20 protein-coding genes are annotated in these 23042 nt (G+C 72.3%); 5 read left to right on the top strand and 15 right to left on the bottom strand.

What is annotated here, in order from left to right:
- Positions 1 to 36 precede the first annotated feature (36 nt).
- Positions 37 to 567 (top strand): GtrA family protein, encoded by a 531-nt coding sequence (locus ACZ61C_RS05760; protein ID WP_465303279.1) that lies wholly within the window; start codon positions 37 to 39, stop codon positions 565 to 567.
- On the opposite strand, the gene ACZ61C_RS05755 is transcribed toward ACZ61C_RS05760, so the two are convergent.
- From ACZ61C_RS05755 to ACZ61C_RS05745, 3 genes are all read right to left on the bottom strand, one after another.
- Positions 457 to 1167, bottom strand: a complete 711-nt coding sequence (locus tag ACZ61C_RS05755) for a GNAT family N-acetyltransferase (RefSeq protein WP_465303277.1) — start codon at positions 1165 to 1167, stop codon at positions 457 to 459. The two genes, ACZ61C_RS05760 and ACZ61C_RS05755, sit on opposite strands and share 111 nt — an antisense overlap.
- A 246-nt stretch (positions 1168 to 1413) precedes the next feature.
- The gene (locus ACZ61C_RS05750; RefSeq protein WP_465303275.1) at positions 1414 to 1665 is read right to left on the bottom strand and encodes a hypothetical protein; all 252 of its coding nucleotides are present in this window, start codon (positions 1663 to 1665) and stop codon (positions 1414 to 1416) included.
- 166 nt (positions 1666 to 1831) lie between these two features.
- Positions 1832 to 3028, bottom strand: coding sequence for a PucR-like N-terminal domain-containing protein (locus tag ACZ61C_RS05745; protein WP_465303273.1), 1197 nt, complete (start codon positions 3026 to 3028; stop codon positions 1832 to 1834).
- Positions 3029 to 3226: 198 nt separating this feature from the next.
- Between ACZ61C_RS05745 and ACZ61C_RS05740 the strand changes: the two genes are divergently transcribed.
- From ACZ61C_RS05740 to ACZ61C_RS05725, 4 genes are all read left to right on the top strand, one after another.
- Positions 3227 to 4423: a PucR family transcriptional regulator gene (locus tag ACZ61C_RS05740; RefSeq protein ID WP_465303271.1), complete on the top strand. Its 1197-nt coding sequence runs from the start codon at positions 3227 to 3229 to the stop codon at positions 4421 to 4423.
- Between the two features lie 339 nt (positions 4424 to 4762).
- Entirely contained in the window at positions 4763 to 5695 is a 933-nt protein-coding gene (locus ACZ61C_RS05735) for an alpha/beta fold hydrolase (protein WP_465303269.1), read from the top strand.
- A 381-nt stretch (positions 5696 to 6076) separates the two neighbouring features.
- Entirely contained in the window at positions 6077 to 7267 is a 1191-nt protein-coding gene (locus tag ACZ61C_RS05730; protein ID WP_465304197.1) for a PucR-like N-terminal domain-containing protein, read from the top strand.
- Positions 7268 to 7295: 28 nt separating this feature from the next.
- Positions 7296 to 8489 (top strand): PucR family transcriptional regulator, encoded by a 1194-nt coding sequence (locus tag ACZ61C_RS05725; protein WP_465303267.1) that lies wholly within the window; start codon positions 7296 to 7298, stop codon positions 8487 to 8489.
- Positions 8490 to 8524: 35 nt separating this feature from the next.
- Here ACZ61C_RS05725 and ACZ61C_RS05720 read toward each other — a convergent pair whose 3' ends face one another.
- Genes ACZ61C_RS05720 through ACZ61C_RS05665 form a run of 12 tightly spaced genes read right to left on the bottom strand, consistent with a single transcriptional unit; the run spans position 8525 to position 23000 of the window.
- A complete protein-coding gene (locus tag ACZ61C_RS05720) occupies positions 8525 to 13270 on the bottom strand; it encodes an acyltransferase domain-containing protein (protein WP_465303265.1) in 4746 nt (1581 codons plus the stop codon).
- Positions 13271 to 13310: 40 nt separating this feature from the next.
- The gene (locus tag ACZ61C_RS05715; protein WP_465303263.1) at positions 13311 to 13895 is read right to left on the bottom strand and encodes a hypothetical protein; all 585 of its coding nucleotides are present in this window, start codon (positions 13893 to 13895) and stop codon (positions 13311 to 13313) included.
- Positions 13892 to 14389: a hypothetical protein gene (locus ACZ61C_RS05710; RefSeq protein WP_465303261.1), complete on the bottom strand. Its 498-nt coding sequence runs from the start codon at positions 14387 to 14389 to the stop codon at positions 13892 to 13894. Before ACZ61C_RS05710 ends, ACZ61C_RS05715 begins: the two co-directional genes overlap by 4 nt.
- Positions 14386 to 15492, bottom strand: a complete 1107-nt coding sequence (locus ACZ61C_RS05705) for an MlaD family protein (protein WP_465303259.1) — start codon at positions 15490 to 15492, stop codon at positions 14386 to 14388. The genes ACZ61C_RS05710 and ACZ61C_RS05705 overlap by 4 nt, the downstream gene beginning before the upstream one ends.
- A complete protein-coding gene (locus tag ACZ61C_RS05700; RefSeq protein ID WP_465303257.1) occupies positions 15492 to 16463 on the bottom strand; it encodes an MCE family protein in 972 nt (323 codons plus the stop codon). The genes ACZ61C_RS05705 and ACZ61C_RS05700 overlap by 1 nt, the downstream gene beginning before the upstream one ends.
- Positions 16460 to 17458: an MCE family protein gene (locus ACZ61C_RS05695; protein ID WP_465303255.1), complete on the bottom strand. Its 999-nt coding sequence runs from the start codon at positions 17456 to 17458 to the stop codon at positions 16460 to 16462. The genes ACZ61C_RS05700 and ACZ61C_RS05695 overlap by 4 nt, the downstream gene beginning before the upstream one ends.
- The gene (locus ACZ61C_RS05690) at positions 17458 to 18468 is read right to left on the bottom strand and encodes an MCE family protein (protein WP_465303253.1); all 1011 of its coding nucleotides are present in this window, start codon (positions 18466 to 18468) and stop codon (positions 17458 to 17460) included. The genes ACZ61C_RS05695 and ACZ61C_RS05690 overlap by 1 nt, the downstream gene beginning before the upstream one ends.
- A complete protein-coding gene (locus tag ACZ61C_RS05685) occupies positions 18465 to 19481 on the bottom strand; it encodes an MCE family protein (RefSeq protein WP_465303251.1) in 1017 nt (338 codons plus the stop codon). Before ACZ61C_RS05685 ends, ACZ61C_RS05690 begins: the two co-directional genes overlap by 4 nt.
- Positions 19478 to 20674: an MCE family protein gene (locus ACZ61C_RS05680; RefSeq protein ID WP_465303249.1), complete on the bottom strand. Its 1197-nt coding sequence runs from the start codon at positions 20672 to 20674 to the stop codon at positions 19478 to 19480. The genes ACZ61C_RS05685 and ACZ61C_RS05680 overlap by 4 nt, the downstream gene beginning before the upstream one ends.
- Positions 20671 to 21489, bottom strand: coding sequence for an MlaE family ABC transporter permease (locus tag ACZ61C_RS05675; RefSeq protein ID WP_465303247.1), 819 nt, complete (start codon positions 21487 to 21489; stop codon positions 20671 to 20673). Before ACZ61C_RS05675 ends, ACZ61C_RS05680 begins: the two co-directional genes overlap by 4 nt.
- The gene (locus tag ACZ61C_RS05670) at positions 21490 to 22275 is read right to left on the bottom strand and encodes an MlaE family ABC transporter permease (RefSeq protein ID WP_465303245.1); all 786 of its coding nucleotides are present in this window, start codon (positions 22273 to 22275) and stop codon (positions 21490 to 21492) included. It abuts the gene before it with no gap.
- The gene (locus ACZ61C_RS05665) at positions 22272 to 23000 is read right to left on the bottom strand and encodes a hypothetical protein (protein WP_465303243.1); all 729 of its coding nucleotides are present in this window, start codon (positions 22998 to 23000) and stop codon (positions 22272 to 22274) included. Before ACZ61C_RS05665 ends, ACZ61C_RS05670 begins: the two co-directional genes overlap by 4 nt.
- Positions 23001 to 23042 lie beyond the last annotated feature (42 nt).

The raw sequence follows: 23042 nt of genomic DNA, 5'->3' as shown, positions 1-23042 counted from the left end.
AAGACCTCCACCCTGTCGGCGTCACCTGGAGGAACCATGCCCCAGCCGCGAGAGCTGCTCCGCTTCGCCATCGTCGGCCTGGCCGCGTACGGGGTCACCCTACTGGGCGACTACAGCCTGAAGCTCACCGTGTTCCGTGAGAAACCGGTAACCGCGCTTTTCCTTGCCACGGTGGCCTCGACGGCGTTCGCGTACCTGCTCTCCCGGCACTGGTCGTTCGCCGGCCGCGGCGGGCACCGCCGGGTGCGGGAAGCGGTGTTGTTCTTCGCGGTCAACGCGGGCGCGGTGGCCGTCAACCTGGTGCCGCCGCTCGTGTCGCGTTACGTGCTGCACCTGGCGGAGCCGCAGGTGAGCTACCTCGCGCAGGAGGTCGCGGACTTCGTCGCGGGGATGGTGCTGGGAACGCTGGGCGGCACGGCGTTCCGCTGGTTCGGCTACCGGCGGTGGGTGTTCCCGCTAACGCCACCAGTTCGCGTCGCCGAGGCTGACGAAACCGAGCTTCTCGTAGAGCGGCCGGCCGGCCCGGGACGCGCTCAGCGTGACGGGCAGGTCGTCGAAGTGCCGTAGCACCGCGTGCGTCAGCGCGCGCCCGATGCCTCGCGACCGGTGCTCGGGTTTTGTGGTGACCCAGTAGACCCCGCCGACCCCGCCGTGGGCCATGGTGAGGCAGGCGCCGGCGTCGCCGTGGAGGAAGAACTCGAGACTGTGCTGCTCCCGGAGGGCGGGCGGGAAGACGGTCGCCGGGGCCAGCGGCTGGTACTCCTCCAGCGGAAAGCCGTGCACGACGATGTCCTCGGCCCTGGCCAGCTCGGCGTCCGACTCGACCCGGCGGACTTCCGCCGCCTCGGGAACCGGCGCGGGTTCCCGCGCCATGACGGGCAGCTGCCCGGCGGTCATCCCGGCACTGAGGTCGAGCACGCGGAACGGATCCTCGACGACAACGGTCCGGCCGTCGTTCACCCGGTCCCGGGCAAGCTCGGCGAGCCGGGCCTTGTCCGCTTCGGCCGGCGCCGGGGTCCGCAGCATGATCCGGAACCGCCGTCCGTCGATGACGGTGAAGGCGGGTTCTTCGACAACGGCGTCACCCCGGGCGCGGGCCAGGGTGGTCCACATCGCGACGGCGTTGTCGGAGGCCTGCCGCAGGCGCTCGGTGAGCAGTCCGGTCATGCGGGGCAGCTTATGGCGGGATTGGCCCTTCTCCCAGGGCCAATCCGACGCGAGTGGACCGGTCCACCCGGCGCGTTTGGTCAGCGATACCCGGACCACCTGCACGCGGCATCGGCCATCCCCACGATCCAAGGTTCGGGGTCGGCCTCGGCGATCTCACCCCACAATGCGGCTTGCACAGCCGCGAACGCGGCCACGGCGTCCGATGGCGCGGCGTTCCACGAGGGAATCTCAGCCGCCCAGACCTCAGCTTCCTGCGGTGAGTGGCCTGAAGCAACCAGCCAGACGACCCAGCACGCGGGGTCGATCCAGGTTCCACTCGTCTGTGTCGATCGACCATCGCAGTGCGGCGGTCACGGGCAGGACGTGGGGATTGACCGCCTTCTCGCGGCCCTGAGTCCAGACGCGCGGATGTTCGGCGCGCAAGCCCTTGACGAACGTCGTCCGACGGTCCGAGTGAAGGACCGCGGCGAGCTCCGAGTTGAAGCCGCTCGACACGGACTCAACGCTCCTGAGCGGCCCCGTTCGAGCTTCGACGTCTCGGCGAACGTCTTCGGAAAGTGAGTCCCAAGCGACTCGTGTCGTGACCGCCGGGGCACCTCACGTTCGGTGGAGCATGTGTGGTTCGCCCGACGCGGGTGGACCGGTCCACTCGGCGTCCGCCTCAGTCGCGCCCGGGCAACGCGCGCTCCGCCAGCAACGCCAGCTCCAGCCGCAGCCGCTCCCCCGGGTCGTCCAGCCGCGCCCCGAACAGCTCGGCCAGCTTCTTCAGCCGGGCCCGGATCGTCTGCGGGTGGAGGTCCAGCATCCGCCCCAGCTCCGGCGCGCTGCCGCGGGTCTGCACCAGCGCCAGCAACGTCTCCGCCAGGTGCTCCCGCCGCCGCTCCGGCAAGCCCGTCAGCGGAGCCAACGTCGTCGCGGCCAGCTGCGCCGCCAGGAACTCGTCCGCCAGCAGCAACAGCGTGGTCACGTGATCGCGGCACCACACCACCGGACCCGGGACGTCCAGCAGGCCGCGCGCCGCCAGGTCCGCCGCGCGGCGGGCGATGCGGAACGACTCCGGGGCCTGGGCCAGCGGGACCAGCGGGCCGACCGCCGCCGTCCAGCCGGCCGGGAGGTCCCGCAACCCCGTCAGGTCCGGGTCCGGGGCCGGGGTCAGCGCGGCCGGCGGATCGCCCGCCGGATCGGCCGGGACGTGCTCGGGCAGCAGGTCCGGCGGGAACTCCGGGGCGCCCGGGAGCGCCCGGAACGCCACCGCGGCCACGTGCGAGGGCACCGGCAGCCCGGACGCCGCGACCAGACCGTCCACTTCGGCCGGTGTGCGGCCGCCGAGGAGCGCGTGCAGGAGACGGCGGTGGCGCTCGCCCGTGCCGGACATCGCCGCTTCGGCCGCGCGGTAGCCCTCGGCGACCGCCGCCATCGACGTCTCGACGTCGGCGAACATCCCTTCCGCCGCGCCGTAGAGGACGTCGCCGGACAGGCGCGCTTCCCGCGCGATGTCGGCGATCCAGCGCCACGTCACCCGGCTCGACACGCGCACCGCCGCCTGCACGGCTTCGCGGCTGAGACCATTGTGGAACGCCTCGCGCCCGTGGCCGCGGAACTCGGCCAGCCGGTCGGCCTGCCACATCGCGGGGGTGCCGACGCGGTCGATGTCGCGCTCGATCCCGCGCCGCGTCTGCTCGATCGCGGCGACCCGCTCGGGGCCGTGGCCGAAACTCCGGGAATATTCCGGAATCTCGGTGGCGATGCCGTCGACGCAGGCCCGGGCGATCTCGGGGATCCGCGGGCGCACCGCGTCACCGAGCTCGTGGGGCAGCCGGGACCAGACGGAGCCGTCCGAAGCAGCGGAACCGCGCATGGGGAATTCGGTCCTCCACTCGGGAATTGGCGTCCAGAATTTTCCCCGCCATCTGACACGGAGGGTAGAACGCGCACCCGTCCGTGTCAAAAGTTTGTGTTCGCGTCACCCTTTCAGGGAACTCGTCGTTGATTTTTCAGTGACACGTGCTTCGGATACGCTCTGCTCCCGCCCGGACGAGAACGCGAAGGGGGATTCGTGGTCGAGTACCGCAGCTTCCGCCTGCTGGCCTCGCTGCCGCGCGCGCTGGGCGCGGGCCTGCGCCCGCACGTCGGGCACGCCGCGGCTTCGATGATCCAGGAGGTCCGGCGCACGGTCCCCGCCTACGGCAGGCCGCTCACCGGCGTCTTCGGGAAGGTGCTGGTCAAGAGCGTCGAGTACGCGGTGCGGCACTGCGTCGACTCGATGGGCGAGCCCGGCCTGTCCCACGACCACTGGGTCGAGTTCTACCGCGGCCGCGGCCGGATCGAGTTCACCGAGGGCCGTGACCTCGACGCGCTGCAGGACAGCGCCACGATCGGGGCCCGGGTCGCCTGGCGGGCGATGCACCCCGGGGTGGTCGCCGCGGGAGTGGACCCGGCCGTCATCTCGGTCGCCGCGGAGGCGATCTTCGCCTACGTCGACGAGCTGTGCGCGACCGCGATCGAGGGGTACCAGCAGGCGCAGGCCGAGGCCGAGGGCGCCGTCCCGGTCCGGCGGCGGCGTCTGCTGGAGCTGATCGTCCAGGGCCCGGAAGGCGCCGCGAGCAGCATCGCCGGGCTGGCCGGCGGCGCGGGCTGGCCGCTGCCGGAGACCGCCGCGATGGTCGCCCTCGAACGCGGGCCCGACGCCGGCGACTTCCCCGCCGACCTGCTCGGCGACGGTGTCCTGGCCGACCTCGAGAGCGCCGAGCCGCACCTGCTGACCCGCGACCCCGACGCCGACCTCACGCCGCTGGAGCCCAAGCTCGGCGGCTGGCGAGCCGCGGTGTCACCGACCGTGCCGCTGGCCGACGCGCCCGCCGCGCTGCGCACCGCCCGGCGGGCGCTGCTGCTCTCCGGCCCGGACACCGGCCCGGTCATCTGGTGCCGCGACCACCTCGCGACGCTCTGGCTGCTCGCCGAGGACTTCCTGGCCGCCGAGCTCGCCCGCCAAAGCCTCGACCCGTTCGCCTCCCTCGGCGAGAAGCAGCGCGAGCGGCTCAGCGAGACACTGCTGGCCTGGCTGGAGACGCGCGGCGGGGCGCCCGAGATCGCGCAGCGCCTCGGCGTCCACCCGCAGACCGTGCGCAACCGGCTGCGGCAGCTGGAGGAGCTGTTCGGCGACCGCCTCAAGGACGCCGACGACCGCCTCGGCATGCAGCTCGCCCTGCGCGCCCAGCGGCTCATGCGCGCGCACCGGCCCTCGGACGGCTGACCGGCGCGGCGGCCCGGCGGCCAGCCGGCTCATCGGCACCGGCAGCACCCGCCGCCACGGCCGGCCCGCCCGGCGCGCCGGACCGGGCTCGCCGGAAAAGAAACTCGCGCGGCAGGACATCAGCGCGCCCGGTGCGTCATAACGGCCATGTCCGAGGAATACCCGGATACCGGCGGAATGTCGATACGCATTACCGGCACCCCCGCGAACCCCGCACACGGGACCGCCTTTCGGCGACCGTTCTTGTCATGCCCGGCGCGGATTTCGGCGCGGTAGCGCTAACACATCCGGCGCGAGTGGTCGGATGCCCTATTTTCGGGTCCGCGAGAAAGGTGGCCGATGACCTTCGAGACCTACACCCGCACCCTCCACGGCCGGCGCGTCCGGCTGCACGAGCACGATCCTGCGACGGCTCCACGCGACGAAGCGATCGTGCTGCTGCACGGGATCGCGGGCAGCGCGCGCACGTGGGCTCCGGTGCTGGACCGGTGTGGCACGCTCGGCAAACGTGTTCTCGCGCCGGATCTGCCCGGCCACGGCGAATCGGAAGCGCCGCGGGCGGACTACGGCCTCGGCGCGATGGCGAGCACCGTGCGGGACCTGCTGGCGGTGTCCGGTGTCCGGCACGCGACGATCGTCGGCCACTCCCTCGGCGGTGGGATCGCGATGCAGTTCGCCTACCAGTTCCCGGAAATGTGCGACCGGCTGGTGCTGGTCGGCAGCGCCGGGCTCGGCCCCGAGGTGAGCCCGGTGCTGCGGGCCGCCGCACTGCCGGGCGCGCCCGCTGTCCTGGCCTTGACGGTGAACCGGGCGACGCTCGCCCTCGCGCGGGCGGCGGCCCGGCTCGGCCGGCGGTTCGGCGGGTCGCTCGAAGCGGAAAACCGCGAGCTGGCGCGGCATTTCGGCTCGCTGGCCGATCCCGCGCGGCGGCGGGCGTTCCTCTTCATCGCCCGCAGCCTCATCGACCTGCGCGGCCAGCGCGCGAGCGCCGTGGAGAAGCTCTACCTGGCCGAAGCGGTGCCGATGCTGCTGGTCTGGGGCGCGCGCGACCCGCTCATCCCGGTGCGGCACGGGCGCCGGACCGCCGAACTGCTGCCGAACAGCCGATTGACCGTGCGGGAAAACGCGAAACACTTTCCACATGTGGCCGACCCGGACGGGTTCTGCCTGCTGCTGAACGAGTTCGTCACGGGGACCGAGCCCGCGCGGCTGACCCTCGACGACGTCATCGCGCGGCTGACGGCCGCGACGGGCGGGAAAACGCCCGCCTGAAAAGTTGTCATCCGCGCACCATGCGCCCCCGGCGGAAGTGTCACCTCGTGCCGCGCCGTTCCACCCGTTCGGGTGTAGTCCGGACGGGTTACCCCGAAGTCAGCGGAGAACCCGTTGACAGTGCCGTTCGCGCGAAATTATGTTGCCTGAGCCACAAAATCCGGACCGGCTTCGACGACGAAGAGGCCAGTTTTGTTGCCAGCAAGGATAAAACACATGACCGACGTGGACACCGGGTTCGCCGGCCCCGCCCTGCGCGCGGGACGGCCCAACCCCGGCGAGCGCTCTTCCGGACCGGCCCACCGGCAGCAGTCCGTGTCGGCCGACCGGGTCCGGCACCCCTACCCACCCGCCCCGCGGACCCCGGCGGAACCCCGGCCCGTGCGCGCTTCCGGCGCCATCGGGCTGTGGGCGTCCCTGCCCCGCGAGCTGGCGATCCGCTTCAAGCCGCGGGTCGACCCGCTCGCCCGCGCCATCCTCCAGGAGGTCCAGCGGGCGGTGCCCGAATACCGCCAGCCCCTCGAAGGCGCGTTCGGGCACATCATCACGCAGGGTGTCCGGCAGGCGATCATCCAGTGCCTCGACAGTGTCGGCACCCCCGGCGCCGTGCCGCTCGAGATGTGGACGACCGTGTTCCGCAACCTCGGCAAGATCGAGTTCAACGAGGCCCGCAGCCTCGACTGCCTGCAGACGGCCTACCGCGTCGGCGGACGGGTCGCGTGGCGGCACATCTCGGAGTTCGGGCAGGCCACGGGCGTGTCCGCGGACACGCTGTGCACCAGCGCCGAGGCCATCTTCGCCTACGTCGACGAGATCTCCGCGCTGTCGATCGAGGGGTACACCGCGGCGCAGACCCGCGCCGCCGGCACCCGCGCCCGGCGGCGGAGACGGCTGCTCGAACTGTTGCTCGCCGACCCGCCGTCCGCGCCGCAGACCATCACCGCCCAGGCCGCCACCGCGCAGTGGGCGCTGCCGGCCGAGGTCACCGTCGTCGCCCTCGAACCCCGCGCCGACCAGCACAGCCTCGCCGCGCCCGACCTGCATTCGGACGTTCTCGTCGACCTCGAGGGCGGCGAGCCGTGCCTGGTCACCGGCGACCCGGACAAGCACCTGAAGAACCTCACCGAGCGGCTGGGCGGCTGGCGCGCGGTGATCGGCCCGACCGTGCGGCTCACCGACGCGCCGCGGTCGCTGCTGTGGGCGCGGCGGACGTTGAAGCTCGTCCAGCGCGGGGTGCTGCCGGACGCGCCGGTCACCCGCTGCACCGACCACCTGTCCACGCTGTGGCTGCTCGCCGACGAGTTCCTGGTCCGCGAACTGTGCTCACGCAGCCTGGAGCCGTTCAACGACCTCACGCCGAAGCAGCGCGCGCGGCTCGGCGAGACGCTGCTGATCTGGCTGCAGTCCCGCGGCAGCGCACCCGAGATCGCGAAGAAGCTCAAGGTGCACCCGCAGACCGTGCGCTACCGCATGCACCAGCTCATCGACCTGTTCGGCGACCGGCTCAACAACGCCGACGACCGGCTCGACATGGAGATCGCGCTGCGCGCGGAGGCTCTGCTCGGTTCCTGAAAACTCCCCTTCGACGATGAGGTGGGCGATGACGGGACCGCCCGTCGAATCGGCCTTCGGGCCGATGCTGAGCGGCGACGGCCGGCCGGGACAGCTGTGGACCCTGCTCCCCCGCGAGCTGGCCGCGGTGTTCCGGCCGCGCATGCTGGACGTCGCCGACGAGGTGCTGCGCGAGATCCAGCGGACCATCCCGGACTACGCGCGCCCGCTCGACGGCGCGTTCGGCAAGGCGCTGCGGGCCGGGGTGCAGGCGGCGATCCTGCAGTTCATCGACCGGATCGCGGCGGCGGGCACGGTGTCGGACGAGCGGCGGCGGGTGTTCGTCGGGCTCGGCGTCCACGAGCTGGCGCAGGGCCGCAACCTCGACGTCCTGCAGGCGGCCTACCGCATCGGCGCGCGCGTCACCTGGCGGCGGATGGCCGAGGTGGGCACGCGCGCCGGTGTGCCGTCGGCGACGTTGTGCCTGCTCGCCGAGGCGATCTTCGCCTACATCGACGAGCTCTCGGCGTTGTCGATCGAAGGGCACGCGGCCGCGCAGGCCCGCGCGGCCGGCGCGCGGGAACGGCGCCGCCGGAGGCTGCTCGACCTGCTGCTCGCGGACCCGCCGTCCCCGTCCCGGACGGTGCAGGAAGCCGCGACGGCGGCGGACTGGCCGTTGCCGCACCGGCTGGTCGCGGTGGCCCTCGACGGGCCGGCCGACGTCACCGGGCTGGACGCGCTGGAGGACCTCGAAGACGGCACCCCGCGGCTGCTGCTGCCCGCGCCGGCGGACCGGGCCGCGCTGACGGCGGCGCTGGCGGGCCACCGGGCCGCGGTCGGCCCACCGGTGCCCCCGCGCCAGGCGGCACGTTCCCTCGTGACGGCCCAGGAAGCGCTGCGCCTGGTGCCGGACGTCCTCCCGGACGAGCCGCTGACCTGGTGCGAAGACCACCTCGCGACACTCTGGCTGCGGAAGGACCCGTTCCTCGCGACGGAGGTGTCCCGGCGCCGGCTGGCCCCGCTGACGGCGTTGACCCCGAAGCAGTACAGCCGCCTGGCCGGCACGCTGCTGGCCTGGCTCGAGACGTGCGGCAACGTCCGCGAGGTCGCCGACCGCCTGGCGATCCACCCCCAGACGGTCCGCGCCCGGGCCCAAGAGCTGGAAACCCTCTTCGCGGACCACTTGCGCGACCCGGACGACCGCTTCGAGATGATCCTCGCCCTCCGCGCCACCCTCACCTGACCCGTGATGCCCCTTCAATCACGCGTGATGCCCGCTCAATCACACGTGATGCCTCCCCGGTCACGGCTGGGGGTCACCTCCGGCCGCTCGGCGTCGTCGTGCGGGGCTCCCGTCACGTGCTCGGCGAGGTCGTCCAGGGTCGCGCCGCGCAGCAGCAGGGACACCGGCAGCTCGACCCCCAGCTCGCGCTCGGCCGCGGCCCGGGCGTGGTTGGCCGTGAGGGAGTCGAGGCCGAGGTCGATCAGCGGCACGTCCCCGGTCACCTCGACCGGCGGGCAGCCGAGCAGCCGCGCGAGGAGGCCGGCGAGCCGCTCGTACATCGTCGGCGACGGCGTCAGCGCCGAGAAGAACGGCCGCTCCGGCAGCGGCCCCGCGCCGAGCCGGGCGATCCCGACCGACGGCAGGTCCGAGGCGAGCACGGCGGGCAGGGCGTCGAGGGCTTCGGCGAGCGGCATCGGCTCCAGCACCGGGTCCGCCGTCCACGGGCCCCAGTTCACGGCCGTCGCGGGCAGTCCCCGCGACCGGCGCCACGCCGCGAACGCGTCCAGCCAGGCGTCCGCCGTCGCCGTGGCCGTGCGCCCCGGCGAGCCGAACAGCGCGTCCGACGACGAACACAGCAGCCACCAGTCCGGCGGGGTGTCGGCCGTCGCCTCGTGCAGCCGGCGCGCGCCGAGCACCTTGGGCCGCCACGCCGTCTCGACGTCGTCGGTGGGCACCCCGGCCGCGTGCACGATCCCCCGCAGCGGCAAGCCGTCCGCGACGGCGGCGGCGACCAGCCGCTCCGCGACACCGGGTTCGGCGATGTCGCCGACGTCGACCACGACGTCCACTCCGGACAGTTCGACCACCGCACCCCGCCGTCCGGAAAGGACGATCCGGGTGGCGCCGTGACTCGCCAGCCAGCGCGCGGTGGCCAGCCCGAGCACGTCGAACCCGCCGGTGACGATGTAGGCGCCCGGCCCGGCCGCCACGCCGTCGACGAGCGGCACGCGGGCCAGCCGCGCCGCGTACCGGACGTCGTGGCGCCAGCGCACTTCGTCGTCCGGCGCGTCCGAGCGCAGTTCGCGCACCAGAACGTCCACAGTGGACCGAGCGTCGAAGTCGACCAGGCTCGCCCGCAGTCCCGGCCGGTCGAAGGCGAGCACACGCACCAAGCCGCGCAGCGCCACCAGCCCCGGCTCGCCGCTCGACTGCGCGACGAGGTGGAACCGGACGCCGGGACCGAGCCGGCTCACCACCGACAGGAGCGAACGCAGCAGGTCGCGGGCGTCTTCCGGATCGTGGTACGCGTGCGGCGCCCCGGTGAGGAAGACAACGCCGCGCACCGGCCGGCCGGTCAGGAACCCGGGCAGCTCGTCAAGGTCGTCCTGGGGCAGGGAAAGCGCTTCATCGCCGGCTTCGGCCAGCGCCACGGCCAGCGCGACGGCCCGGCCGAGCGCGGCCGGATGTTCGTCGGTGAGCAACAGCCAAGAGCTCGGCCGCGGGACGGCGTTCATCGGCAGCGGCACCTCGGGCCAGGTCGTGGTGAACGCGCGGGCGGCGAGCGGAACTCCCCCGAGCGCCTGGCGGCGGACGTCGCCGAACTCGGCCACCACTTCGCCGTCCGCCGCGATCAGCTGGACCACACCGCCCGCCGGCGTCGCTTCGCACCGCACGCCCCGGCGCGGATCACCGAGCAGGCGGACCCGGCCGAACCCGGTCGGCAAGTCGATCGGGCCCGTCGGACGCGCCGCGGCCGGCACCCGCAGGCAGGTGTCGGCCAGGACCGGGTGCAGCACGTAGCCCGGCGGTGACGGCGTCACGGCGGCGGAGACACCATCCACTTCGGACATCGCGACCGGCGACGGTTCCGCGTCGGCCGACACCCACGCCGTCGCGTGCCGCACCCAGCCCGACCCCGCCTTGGCCCGCACGACCGCCGTGCCGTCGGCCCGGATCTCCGTGCTGAGCAGGGTTTCGCCGGTCACCGCGAGCATCCGGTGGACTTCGAGGCCGTCCACGCGGACGCGGTGGGTGCCGAGCAGCTCGCGCGCCCCGGCGAGGAAGAGCTCCAGGAACCCGGTCGCCGGGAACACTGGCACGTCGTGCACCCGGTGTTCGCCGAGCCACGCGGGCGCGTCCGGCGCGATCACCGCCTGCCACAGGTGACGGCCCTCGTCCGGCACCTCGACCCGAGTGCCGAGCAGCGGGTGCCCGTCGTCCCGCCGCGGCGGCCGGAACGTCCGGTGTGTCCACGGCGGTGGGGGCAGGTCGAGCACGGGCGCCTCCGGGTACCTCCGGTCGAGCACCGCGGGGTGCCCGGCGATGTGCAGCTCGGCGAGCGAGCGTGCGTAAGCGTTTTCTTGACCGTGACGACGGCTCAGGGTGGCCAGCGTCCGCGCCTCGCGTGCGGTCTCTTCGACGGCGGCGAGCGCGATCGGGTGCGGGGAGATCTCGACGAACCAGCGGTGCCCGTCGGCAACCGCGGCGGCCACCGCCCGGCCGAACCGGACCGGGCCACGCAGGGCGGAAACCCAGTAGTCTTCGTCGAACGCGGGCACGGCACGCGGGTCGGCGAGCACGCTCGAATACCACGTGGTCGCCGGTGCCTGGGGCCGCAGCGCCCCCAGCTCGGCGCGAAACCGCGCGAGAACCGTTTCGGCCGCAGGAAAATCCGCTGTCCCGGCCATCACCGTCCGCCCGAGACTCTCCACATGGGACACCAGAGCAGCGAGATCCTCTGGAGCACCGGAGACCGTGCACCGCGTCGGCGAGTCGTACACGACGACCGTGACCCGCGGGAACCGCGCCTCGACCTCGGCCGCCGACAGCTCGACGACGACCGTCGCGCCGGAGGGCAGCTTCGCCCGGGCGACAACGAGATCGAGGCCCGCCCCGGCGTCCAGCGCGCCCGCGAACACGGCCGCGGCGACCTCACCCGTCGAGTGGCCCAGCACGGCCGCGGGCTCGACGCCGTGCGCCCGCCACCACTGGGCCAGGGCGACCTGCGTGCCGAACAGCAGCGGCCGGACCGTCGCCGGACCACCGAGGTCACGCGGCCGCCGCAGCGCGCCCCGCAGCGAGAACCCGGCCTTGGCGAGGAACAACGGCTCCAGCGCGGCGACCGCGGCACGGAACTCCGGTTCGGCGCTCAGCAGCCGACGGCCCATCGCCGGCCACTGCGAGCCGTCCCCCGAAAAGACGAAGACCGGGCGCGGCAGCCCGCGCCCGGTCGTGCCCCGCACGACGTCCACTGTGGTCTCGCCGCCGGAGAGCGCCCGCAGGCCCGCGGCGAGCACCTCCCGGGACGACGTCACGACGGCGGCCCGCAGCGGCAGCTGCTCCCGGCGCCGGGCGAGCATCGCGGCCAGGTCACCCGGCGCGGTGGTCCGGCCCGGTCCGGCCAGCCAGCCGGCCAGGTCACCGGCCCGGCGGCGCAGGGCCGGTTCCGACCGGGCCGACACCGTGAACACCTGCGGCCGGCCGTTCCACCTCGAGCCCGGTGACGCCGGTTCGAGCGGCCTCGGCCATTCTTCGAGCACCACATGCGCGCCCGTCCCGCCGAGGCCGAACGCCGAGACACCGGCGCGCGCGGTGCCGGAGTACCGGGGCCAGTCCACGGTGGACAGTCCAGTCAAGCGCGGGAGCCGGCCGTGCCAGAGCGCCAGCACCACCTTGACCAACCCGAGGATCCCGGCCGCGGCGCCGAAGCCGGCACCGGCCGAACCGAGCAGCAACGGCCGGAGCGGGTCGCGGTGGCGGCCGAGCACCACGTCGAGGGCCTGCGCTTCGTCCGGCGACGTCCCGTGCGTCTCGACATAGTCCACAGTGGACGGACTAGAGCCCGCGACGGCGTGCGCGTCGGCCAGCACCTGTTCCTGCGCAGCCGACCCGGTGGCCCGGCCGGCCGAGCCGACGGCACTGCCCCGGATCACGGCCAGCACGCGGTCACCGTCACGGCGGGCGTCGGCGAGCCGCTTCAGCACCACAACGCCACAGCCCTCACCCGGCACCACGCCCTCGGCGACCACCGGCGGGGTGAGCAGCAGGTGGATCCCGGCGGCCAGCGCCAGGTCGGCCTCCCCCGCGGCCAGCGCGCGGACCGCCTGGTGCACGGCGACCAGCGCCGCGGAGTCCGCCGTGTCCACGACCAGGCTCGGCCCGCGCAGGTCGAACCGGTCCGACACCCGGTTCGCGATCATCGACGCCGGTCCGCCATCGGCCCCGGCGAACACCCCGGTGCGGCTGCCGCGCACGGTTCCGGGCGGGATCCCCGCGTGTTCGAACGCGGCCCACACCACCTCCAGCACGATCCGCTCCCGCGGGTCCATCACCGCGGCTTCGGCCGCGCCGATCCCGAAGAAGGCGGCGTCGAACCCGGCGACGTCGGCGAGGAACGCGCCTCGGGCCGGGAACCACGGACGGCGGTCGGCGGGCGCCGGGCCGGTCACGTCGGCGCCGGCCAGCAGCGCACGCCACAGCGCGTCGGGCGATTCGACGCCGCCGGGCAGGCGGCAGCCGAGGCCGATCACCGCCACCGGATCACCGGACCGGCGCGAGGGCGGCGAGCCCACCTCCAGCGCCTCGACCAGCGCCGTGATCGACGGATACCGCCATAGCAAGCCCAGGTCAGGGGCCCGGCCGAGCCGTTCGCCGAGCTCGGCGGCCACGGTGACGGCGTCCCGCGACGACAACCCCAGCTCGGCGAGCGGCACACCCGCGTCGACCAGTTCCACCGGCAGCCCGGCCAGCCCGGCGATCCGCTCGGTGAGCCACCGGCGCAGCTCTTCCGGCCCGGTCATCGCCGGCCGTCCGCCGTGTCCTCTTCGGACGGGGTGACGGTCACGCGGCGGACATCCCCGTGACGCGCCACTTCCCGGCGACCCGCTCGGCCGTGACGCTCAGCTGGGCGGCGCCGGTGCTCTGCTGCCCGTCCCCCCGGGTGCCGGTCTGGTCGAGGAACACCAGCAGCGCCGCCCGGTCGCCGTCGAGCAGCTTCACCCCGGACACGACGGCGGTCGAGGTGACCACGAGCTTCTGGTCCACGGCCAGCTTGCGGACCTGCCCGAAGAGCTGGTCGTACTGGGCGAGCGCCGGCCCGCTGAGCAGCTCCTTCGCCGCGTGTTCGCTCTTCGCCGGGTCGTCGTAGCGGTAGGAGAAGACCGTGCCGAGCGCGGCGCTGACCTGCTTCCCGGCGTCCGCCGTGCCCGCGACGTCGGCAAGCGCCGTGTTGTGCGCGACCACGGCGTTGGTGTCCCGTGCCTCGAGCGTGAACCACACGGCGAGCCCCGCCATGACCACCACAACCACGACGGCCACCCACGGCACCCGGCGCTTCGGTTTCACCACCGGAACTTCGGGCTCGGGCGCCGGGTCGTGGTGGCGCCCGGCGACCTTCACCAGGCGCTTCTTCGTCGGCGTGGTCATGGCGCCTCCCCGGTCGGGACCTGGCCGAGCCCGGTGACGTGCCAGCCGTCGGGCCCGCGGGTCAGGTCGGCTTGGAAGCGGTTGCGCTTGGTCACGGCGTCGCCGCCGTCCGGGGTCACGACCAGCTCGACCGCGGCGACCAGCTTGGCCGTGCCCGCGCCGGTGTCCACTTCGGTCACCGCCGCGTCGGTCACCTTGCCGGTGGTGACGGTCTTCGCCTGCGCGATCCGGTCGAGACTGCCCTGGCGGTCGGCCGCGAGCTCGTCGTGCAACGCGCCGCCGGACAGCTCCAGCCAGTGCTGGTACCCGGGCGCCGCCTGCCGGTAGTCCAAAGTGGTCAGCCCGGCGACGGCGGTCCGGCCGGCCCGCAGGGCTTCCTCCCGGACGACCGCACGCGCGACGCCGTCGTCGTGCGCCGCCTGCCACCAGGTGAACCCGGACCAGCCGGCCACGACGGTCGTCACGACCGCGGCCACCCACACGAAGATCCTCACGGCCGTCCTCCCGGTGCGTTCTGCGAACCCCGCACGTTGGTCGGATCGCCCTTCGGCAGCGCGCAGCGCGCGGCCGTGTTCAGCGGGCGGACCGAGGTGTCGAGGCCGTTGTGGTACGGCGTCGTGTACCCGGTGGTGCACGGCGGTGGGTCGAAGAAGGTCAGCGACAGTCCGAAGTGGGCGCCGTCGGCGCGCACCACCGCGCTGCCCGCGGCGACCGCCTGCGGGGCGGTGACGAGCAGCTGCCGCAGCCCGTCCCGGCGGGCTTCGAGCACGTCCGCGGTGGTGAGCAGGTTCGCCAGCAGCACACCCAGCTGCGGCCCCGAGTCGCGGATCAGCGCGCCGACCTCGTTCGCCGCGGCGGGCACCGCCGGGATGAGGGTGCGCAGGTCCCCGTCGGACTGCTTGAGCGTCGCCGCGAGCAGCTTCGCGTTGACGCCGAAGCTGCGGATCGCGTCGGCCTGCTGCACCTGCGTGTCGAGCACCGTGTGCGCGTCGGTGACGAACCGCGTCAGCGGCGCGACGTGCGCGCTCGCCGCCTGCACGAACTCGATGCCGCGGCCGATCAGCTGGTCCAGCGCCGGGCCGGCGTCGGACGTCGCGTTGTACAGCTCGTCGACCACCGTGCGCAGCGCGGGCTTGGGCACCGACGCGGCGAAGGAGTCCACTGTAGACAACACCACGTCGACCGGCAGCGGGATCTTCGTGTCGGCCTGGGTGATGACGGACCCGTCGTGCAGCTCCGGCCCGCCGTCGACCCGCGGCCGCAGGTCGACGTACTGCTCACCGACCGCCGACCGGTCGGCGACCACGGCCTCGGTGTCGGCCGGGACCGGCGTGGTGCCGGAGTCGATCTCGAGGTCCGCTTCCATCCCCGCCGGGGTCAGCCGCAGCTCGCCGACCCGGCCGATCGGAACCCCGCGGTAGGTGACCTCGGCGTTCGTGAAGATGCCGCCCCCGGTCGGGAACTGCGCCTTGACCGTGTACCCGCGGTCGAAGAACACCTTGTCGAGGCCCGCGTAGGTGGCCCCGACGTACGCGACGCCGAGCACGGCGATGACCACGAAGATCGTCACCTGGACACGCACGAACCGGGTCAGCATCAGTGGCCCACCTTGAGGAACCCGTTGAGGTAGTCACCGCGGATCGTGTCGAGCGCGGCGTCCGGGAACGGGAAGGTGAAGATCATCTCCATCGCCTTGGGCAGCTTGTCCCCGGAGTCGGCCAGCCGCCGCAGCAGCGGTTCGAGGGCCTTGAGGTCGGCGACGAGGTCGTCCTTGCTCTTGTTCACCGTGTCGACGGCGACGGACGTCAGCCCGTCCAGCGACTTGAGCATCCCGACCAGCGCCTCCCGCTGCTGGTTGAGGACGCCGATGCCGGGGGTCAGGCCGTTCAGCGTCGTGGTGATCTGGTCGGTGTGCGCGTTGAGCGTCTCCGCGAGCTTGTTGACACTCTCGATGGCGCGGGTGATCTCGGTCCGGTGCTCGTCGAGCCCCTGGACGAAGGTGTCCAAACTGGACAGCAGGCTGCGCGCCGCCGTCTCCTTGCCGCCGAGTGCCGCGTTGAGCTCGTGGCTGATGTTCTGGACCTGCGCGACCCCGCCACCGTTGAGCAGCAACGACAAGGCCCCGAAGACCTCCTCGATTTCGGGGGTCAGCGTGGACCGGTCCAGCGGGATGGCCGCGCCGTCGAGGAGCCGGCCGGACGGCGTCGCGTCGTCCGGCGGGGCCAGCTCGACGAACTTCTCCCCGAGGATGCTGGCCTGCCGCAGCCGCGCGACGGCGTTGCCCGGCAGGTCGACGTCACCGTTCAGCAGCAGGTCGACGAGCGCGCTGTGCCCGTCCGGCGCCAGCTCCACCTTGACGACCTGCCCGACCGGCACGTCGTTGACCTTCACCCCGGACTGCGGCACCAGGTCGAGCACGTTGGTGAAGCTCGCGGTGACGTGGATCGGGTGGTCGCCGAGCGCGGCGCCGCCGGGCAGCGGGATGTCGTAGACGCTCACCCCGCGCCCGCAGCCGGTGGTGACCAGGGCGAGGGTCACCACCGCGGCGAGTTTCGGCAGCGACTTCATTTCGGCTCCGCGAACTCGAGCAGGTTGCCGCGGCCGTCGATCGTCCCGGTCGCCTGGTTGTACGCGCCCAGCAGGTTCGTCAGCGCGTTCGGCGCCGCGTCGAGGGCCTCGGCGAGCGAGTCCTTTTGGTTCACGAGCACCTTCGTGACGCCGGCCAGCTTGTCCACAACGGACTGCACCTGGCCGCGGTTGTCCTTGATGAAACCCTGCACGACGCCGAGCGCCTGGGTCAGCTCGGTCAGCGCGCCGGAGAACTGGTCCCGCTGGTCGGCGAGCACCTTGCTGAGCGACGCGATCTGCGAGATGGCCTGTTTCACCTGGCCGTCGTTGGCGGCGAGCATCGCGGTGAACTTGCTGATGTTGTCGACGGACGTGAAGAGGTCGTCCTTGGAGTCGCTCGCGGTGCGGGCGAACTCGCCGAGGTTCTTGATCGCCTCGCCGATCGTCTTCCCGTTGCCGTTGAGGTACTCCGCCGACTTGGTCAGCACGTCGCTGACCGCGCCGTCCTTGTTGGCGCCCTGCGGCCCGAGCGCCGACATCAGCTGGTTGAGGCTGTGCAGCAGGTCGTCGACCTCGACCGGGGTCGCGGTGCGCTCGCGCGGGATCGACGCGCCGTCGGCCAGCTCCGGCCCGCCGCGGTAGACGGGCGTGATCTGGACGTACCGGTCGGCGACCAGGCTGGGGGTGATGACCACGGCGCCGGCATCCGCAGGCAGCTGCGCGTCCGGCCGCAGGGTCATCGTCACCTTGACGTCGGTCCCGTTGGGCTCCACTTTGGACACCGAGCCGATCGCGACACCCAGCACCCGGACGTCCGAGTTGGGGTAGATCCCGACGGCGGCGGTGAAGTACGCGGTCAGCGTGCGCTCGCCCGGCGCCGTCGCGAGCGGCCACGCCGCCGTGACCAGCAACGCGAGCACCACCCCGAGCACGAGCGCCCGTAGCCGCGTGCGACGCCGGGTCCGGGCGCCGAGGTCGATCAGCTGGTGCGCCATCAGCGTCCCCCGTTCTTCGGCGGCAGGCAGCTGCCCGGTGTGGTCCCGGTGGGGACCAGCCCGCAGATGTAGGTGTCGATCCACCGGCCGTTGCCGACGGCGTTGCCGAGCAGCCGGTAGAACGGGCCGGCCAGGCGCAGGCTGTCCTCGAGCTTCCCCTGGTTCTGCTGGAGCACGGTGGCGACCCGGTCGAGCTGGGCGAGCGCCGGGCCGAGGGTCTTCTGGTTGTCCGCGACGAGCCCGCGCAGCTGGATCGAGAGGTCCTTGATGCCGGTGAACAGCTTCGCGATCGCGTCCTTGCGGGCGTTGAGCTCGGTGAGCAGCGTGGTGCCGTCCCGGATCAGCGCCTGGATCTGGCCGGACCGCTCCCCGAGCGTCTTCGAGACCTGGTTGGTGTTCCGGAACAGCTTGACCAGCTCCTCGTCGCGGGACGCAAGCGTTTGCGACAGGGCGGCGATGCCGTCGAACGCGGTCCGGACGTCACTGGGCGCCGACGCGCCGAGGGTGTCCGACAGCGTGCGGAACGCCTGCGCGAGCTGGTCGGTGTCGATCGCGCCGACCGTGCTCGCGAGGTCGTTGAAGACGTCGGTGACGTCGTAGGGCGAGCTGGTCCGGTCGACGGGGATCGGCTGGTCGGGGTTCAGCTCGCCGTTGCCGACCGGGTCGAGCACCAGGTTCTTCTGACCGAGCAACGTCTTGATCTTGATCGCCGCGGTCGTCCGGTTGCCCACCCAGGTGTCCTTGACGCGGAACAGCACCTCGACGTGGTCGCCGGCCAACCGCACGTCGCTGACCTCGCCGACCTTCACCCCGGCGACCCGGACCTCGTCGTTCGGCTTCAGCCCGGCGGCCTCGTGGAACTCCGCCTTGTACGTGGTCCCGCCGCCGACGAGCGGCAGGTCGTCGGAGAAGAACGTCGCGCTGCCGGCCAGCGCCATGACCAGCGCGGTCACCGTGCCGACGGCGATCGGGTCGCGGCTGCGGAACGGCTTGACGCGGGGCGGTTTCACCGGCACCTCCCGGCGGTCACGGGGATGCCTGGCGGCGGTCCGCCCGGCGCGGGTTTCGCGTCGGTCTGCACCGAGCAGAGGTAGAAGTTCGCCCACGACCCGTAGGAGAAGAGCGTGCCGATGCGGTCGAGCTTCTTCGGCAGGTTGTCGACGAACTGCTGGAACACCGGGGTGTTGTCGGCCAGGTTCTTCGACAGGTCGCCGAGCGCGGTGATGCTGTCCTTGAGCGGCTGACGCCCTTCCTGGAGCAGCCCGGCCGTCGCGGTGGTCAGCTCGCCGAGCCCGCCAATCGCCTGCCCGATCGGCTTCGCGTCCGCGGCCAGGCCGGTGACCAGCTGCGCCGTGGTGTCGACGAGCGCGTCGAACTGGTCACCTTGGGCGTTCACGGTGTCGAGCACGGTGTTGAGGTTGCCGATCACCTGGCCGATCACCTGGTCCTTCCCGGCCAAAGTGGACGTGAGGGACGCCGTGTGCCGCAGCAGGTTCTCGATCGTGCTGCCTTCCCCTTGCAAGACTTGGATGATCTCGAACGACAGCTGGTTGACGTCGGTGGGCGACAGCGCCTGGAAGAGCGGCTTGAAGCCGTTGAACAACGCGGTCAGGTCGAGCGCCGGCGTGGTCTTGTCCGGCGGGATGAGCGCGCCCTCGGCGAGCGTCGGCGAGGTGTCGGCCGCGCCCGGGTCGACCGAGAGGTACCGCTGGCCGACCAGGTTGCGGTAGCGGATGGTGACCGAGGCGGCCGCGGTGAGCCGGTGGGCCCGGTCGACGGCGAAGGTGACGTCGGCCAGCCGGTGCTCGACGACGTGCACGTCGTCGACCTGGCCGATCCGGACGCCGGCCATGCGGACCTCGTCACCGGGGTTGACCGACGTCGCGTCGGTGAACCGGGCGACGTAGCCGATCGTCGCGCCGACGCTGGAGTTCGCGATCGTGATCGCGAGGATCCCGGTGGCGACCGCGGTGACCAGGAAGAAGATCAGGCCCTTGATGGCCGGTCCGGTGACGCTCCTCATCGGACGGTCACCTCCGTCCCGCGCAGCGCGGGTCCGATCAGGACACTGCTCCAGTCCGGCACGTCTCCCAGCGTGGGCTTGAGCAGTTCTGCGACGAGCTGCCGTTCGCCCGGGGAGTTCGCCGGGCCGAGGTCACCGTCGGTCGCGCCGGACGCCGCCGCCCCGCCGCCGTAGCACTTCTGCCCGCCGGTGGCGTCGAACCTCGGGGTGTCCCGTCCCGGCACGTACTTCTCGCGCGGGTCCTGGACGGTGAGCGTCACGTGCAGGCCCGGTTCGTTCGTGCCCTTCCCGAGGGCCTTCTCCATCAGGGGCTTGAGCCGGTTCACCGCGTCGAACAGGCACGGGAACTCCGGCGAGTACTGCGACAGCAGCTCCAGCGACGGCCGGCTCGCCGCCGAGACGCCGATGATGTTGTCCTGGTTCTTTCGCAGGAAGTCGTTCAGGTGCCCGGTCGCGCTGGTGACACTCGAGTAGAGGTTGTCGAGGTCGGCCCGGGTGTCCACAATGGTCTTGGCGGTGGTCGAGAGGTCGGTCAGCGCCTGCAGGATGTCCGGCGCGGCGCCGGTGTAGACGTCGGCCGCGTTCGCCAGCCCGGTGATGTCCGCCTTGAACTGCGGCATCAGCGGGTTGACCCGGCCGAGCAGGTCCTGCAGCTGCACGATGCTGTCCCCCAGCGGCTTACCGCGGTTGTCGAGCGCCAGCGAGATCGCGCCGAGCGAGCTGTTCAGCTTCTGCGGCTGGACCGCGCGCAGCAGCGGCAGCAGGTCACCGAGCACCCGTTCCAGCTCGATCGCGCTGGACGACCGGTCCTGCGCGATGACGTCGCCGCCGCGCAGAGTCCCTTGCGGACTGTTCGGGAGCACGAGGTTGACGTACCGCTCGCCGAACACCGTCTTCGGGAGCAGCCGCGCCGAGACGTTCTCGGGCAGCATCCCGATCTTCGCCGGGTCGAGCGCGAGGTCGATCTCGGCGCCCGTGCCCGTGCTGCGCACCGCCCGCACCTCGCCGAACGGCACACCCTTGACCTTCACCTCGGCGGTCGGGGCGAGCTGGTTGCCGACGCGGTCGGCCCGCAGCGTCACCAGCTCGGAGTCGTCGAAGTCCTTGTCGTAGATCGCCACGGCGAGATAACCGAGCAGGACCAGGACCCCGAGGAACACCACCCCGGCGAGCTGCGTGCGGAACCGGCTCATCCGGACACCTTCACCGTGGTCGTCGCGCCCCAGATGGCCAGCGACAGGAACAGGTCGAGCACGCTGATCAGCACGATCGACGTGCGCACCGCGCGGCCCACCGCGACCCCGACCCCGGCCGGGCCGCCGGACGCGCGGTAGCCGTAGAAGCAGTGCGTCAGGATCACGCCGACGCTGAAGACGAGCACCTTGCCGAACGACCACAGCACGTCGCCGGGCGGCAGGAACAACGTGAAGTAATGGTCATACGTGCCGCCCGACTGTCCGAAGAAGACCACCGTGGTGAGCCGCGAGCCGAGGTAGGAGATCAGCAGCCCGATCACGTACAGCGGGACGATCGCGATGAACCCGGCGACGATCCGCGTGGTGACGAGGTACGGCATGCTCCGCACGGCCATCACCTCCAGCGCGTCGATCTCCTCGGAGATCCGCATCGCCCCGAGCTGCGCGGTGAAACCACTGCCCACAGTGGACGACAGTGCGAGCCCGGCGACCAGCGGCGCGATCTCGCGCGTGTCGAAGTACGCCGTCAGGAAGCCGGTCATCGCGGAGATGTTGATCTGGTTCAGAGCGCTGAAGCCCTGCAGGCCGACGGTGACGCCGGTGAACACGCACAGCCCGACCATCACGCCGATGGTGCCGCCGATGACCGCGAGCGCGCCGCTGCCGAAGGTGACCTCGGCCAGCAGCCGCACCACTTCGCGGAAGTAGCGGGTCACCGCGAGCGGGACGGCTGCGAGCGCGCGGACGTAGAAGAGCAGCTGGTCGCCGAGGTCGAACAGCCGGTTGCCGGGTTTGCGCAGCAGGCTGGTCACTCAGGTTCCCTTCGCCGGGACGAGCTGCAGGTACAGGGCGGTGAGCACGGTGTTGACGAAGAACAGCAGGAGGAAGGTGATGACGACGGACTGGTTCACGACGTCACCGACACCCTTGGGGCCGCCCTTCGGGTTCAGCCCGCGGTAGGAGGCGACCACCCCGGCGAGATAGCCGAAGATCACGGCCTTCACCGAGCTGACCACGAGGTCGGGCAGCTGCGCGAGGGCGTTGAAACTGGCCAGGTACGCGCCGGGCGTGCCGCCCTGGATGATGACGTTGAAGAAGTACCCGCCGAGCACTCCGACCACGCTGACCAGGCCGTTCAGCAGCACGGACGCGCAGACCGCCGCCTGCACCCGCGGCACGACCAGGCGCTGGATCGGCGAGACGCCGAGCACCTCCATCGCGTCGATCTCCTCGCGGATGCTGCGCGCGCCGAGGTCGGCGCAGATCGCGCTGCCGCCGGCGCCGGCGATGATCAACGTCGTCACGATCGGGCTCGCCTGCTGCACGACGGCCAGCACGCTCGCCGCGCCGTTGAACTGCTGCGCGCCGATCTGGCTGGTGAGCGAGCCGAGCTGCAGCGAGATCACCGCGCCGAACGGGATCGAGACGAGGATCGCCGGCGCGATGGACACACTGGCGATGAACCAGAACTGCTGGACGAACTCGCGCACCTGGTACGGCCGGCGGAACATCGCGAGGATGATGTCGAGGCCCATCGCGCACATGCGACCGAACTCGCGCAGGCCGTTCGCCGCCCGCTGCTGCACCTGGATCGTCATGCCTTGCACCCGGTGCTGAAGCAGCGCAGCGTAAGGTTCGAGACGAAGGTGTTGCCCGGCCCCGAAACCAGACCGGTGAGCAGCCGGCTGACGTCTTCGTGCCCGACGCAGCCCGCGAAGGACGGCGCGGTGAAGGTGGCGGTCACCTTCACCGGCGGGGCCGGCAGCGAGATCGGCACCAGCGCCTTGATGGTCACCGCCGCGGGGGCCGCGGTCCGGCAGTCCGGCCCGACGTCCAGGGTCCGGCCGTCCACTTTCACCTCGGAGAGCTTGATGAACACCTTCGCGGTCACGTCGGTGTCGGCGCAGATGTTCGTCTGGGTGGCCTTGCAGTCCTTGTCCTTGCCCGTGTGCACGGTGGCCGTGCCGGTGGCGTCGCCGTCCGGGACGATCTCGACCCGGCCGGTGGTGGCCATGAACCGGAACGCCACGAAATAGCCGGACGTCGGCGGGATGCTGAGCTTTCCGGTGATCGGCACGGTGTTGGTGAGACCGCCCAGCGCGCCGTCGAAGGTGCCCGGCGGGAAGGCGATGTCGGACCCGAGCTTGGCCACGTGGCTCGTGGTCGGCTGCTGGGCGTCCCCGAGGGTGAACCCGAAGGGGATCTGGGTGGCCGCGGCTTGCGGCTGGGCCGCCGGCTCGCTGGGCGCGGCTTCCGCCGCACCCAGCGAGAACGCGGTCAGCACCAGCACGAGCGGCAGCGAAAACCGGGTCAGCAGCGCCATGCGGACTTCCTCATCGAAGGGGTCCTTTCCGAAGCTACTGAC

It is taken from the genome of Amycolatopsis sp. NPDC104587, assembly GCF_055583645.1.
Note: the sequence above shows the minus strand (reverse complement) of the source record. Positions and strands in the feature narration are given on the sequence as shown.

Coding starts and splice junctions, on each gene's coding strand:
- ACZ61C_RS05760 (WP_465303279.1), top strand. CDS start 37: ATGCCCCAGCCGCGAGAGCTGCTCCGCTTCGCCATCGTCGGCCTGGCC.
- ACZ61C_RS05755 (WP_465303277.1), bottom strand. CDS start 1,167: ATGACCGGACTGCTCACCGAGCGCCTGCGGCAGGCCTCCGACAACGCC.
- ACZ61C_RS05745 (WP_465303273.1), bottom strand. CDS start 3,028: ATGCGCGGTTCCGCTGCTTCGGACGGCTCCGTCTGGTCCCGGCTGCCC.
- ACZ61C_RS05735 (WP_465303269.1), top strand. CDS start 4,763: ATGACCTTCGAGACCTACACCCGCACCCTCCACGGCCGGCGCGTCCGG.
- ACZ61C_RS05725 (WP_465303267.1), top strand. CDS start 7,296: ATGACGGGACCGCCCGTCGAATCGGCCTTCGGGCCGATGCTGAGCGGC.
- ACZ61C_RS05720 (WP_465303265.1), bottom strand. CDS start 13,270: ATGACCGGGCCGGAAGAGCTGCGCCGGTGGCTCACCGAGCGGATCGCC.
- ACZ61C_RS05715 (WP_465303263.1), bottom strand. CDS start 13,895: ATGACCACGCCGACGAAGAAGCGCCTGGTGAAGGTCGCCGGGCGCCAC.
- ACZ61C_RS05705 (WP_465303259.1), bottom strand. CDS start 15,492: ATGCTGACCCGGTTCGTGCGTGTCCAGGTGACGATCTTCGTGGTCATC.
- ACZ61C_RS05700 (WP_465303257.1), bottom strand. CDS start 16,463: ATGAAGTCGCTGCCGAAACTCGCCGCGGTGGTGACCCTCGCCCTGGTC.
- ACZ61C_RS05695 (WP_465303255.1), bottom strand. CDS start 17,458: ATGGCGCACCAGCTGATCGACCTCGGCGCCCGGACCCGGCGTCGCACG.
- ACZ61C_RS05685 (WP_465303251.1), bottom strand. CDS start 19,481: ATGAGGAGCGTCACCGGACCGGCCATCAAGGGCCTGATCTTCTTCCTG.
- ACZ61C_RS05680 (WP_465303249.1), bottom strand. CDS start 20,674: ATGAGCCGGTTCCGCACGCAGCTCGCCGGGGTGGTGTTCCTCGGGGTC.
- ACZ61C_RS05670 (WP_465303245.1), bottom strand. CDS start 22,275: ATGACGATCCAGGTGCAGCAGCGGGCGGCGAACGGCCTGCGCGAGTTC.
- ACZ61C_RS05665 (WP_465303243.1), bottom strand. CDS start 23,000: ATGGCGCTGCTGACCCGGTTTTCGCTGCCGCTCGTGCTGGTGCTGACC.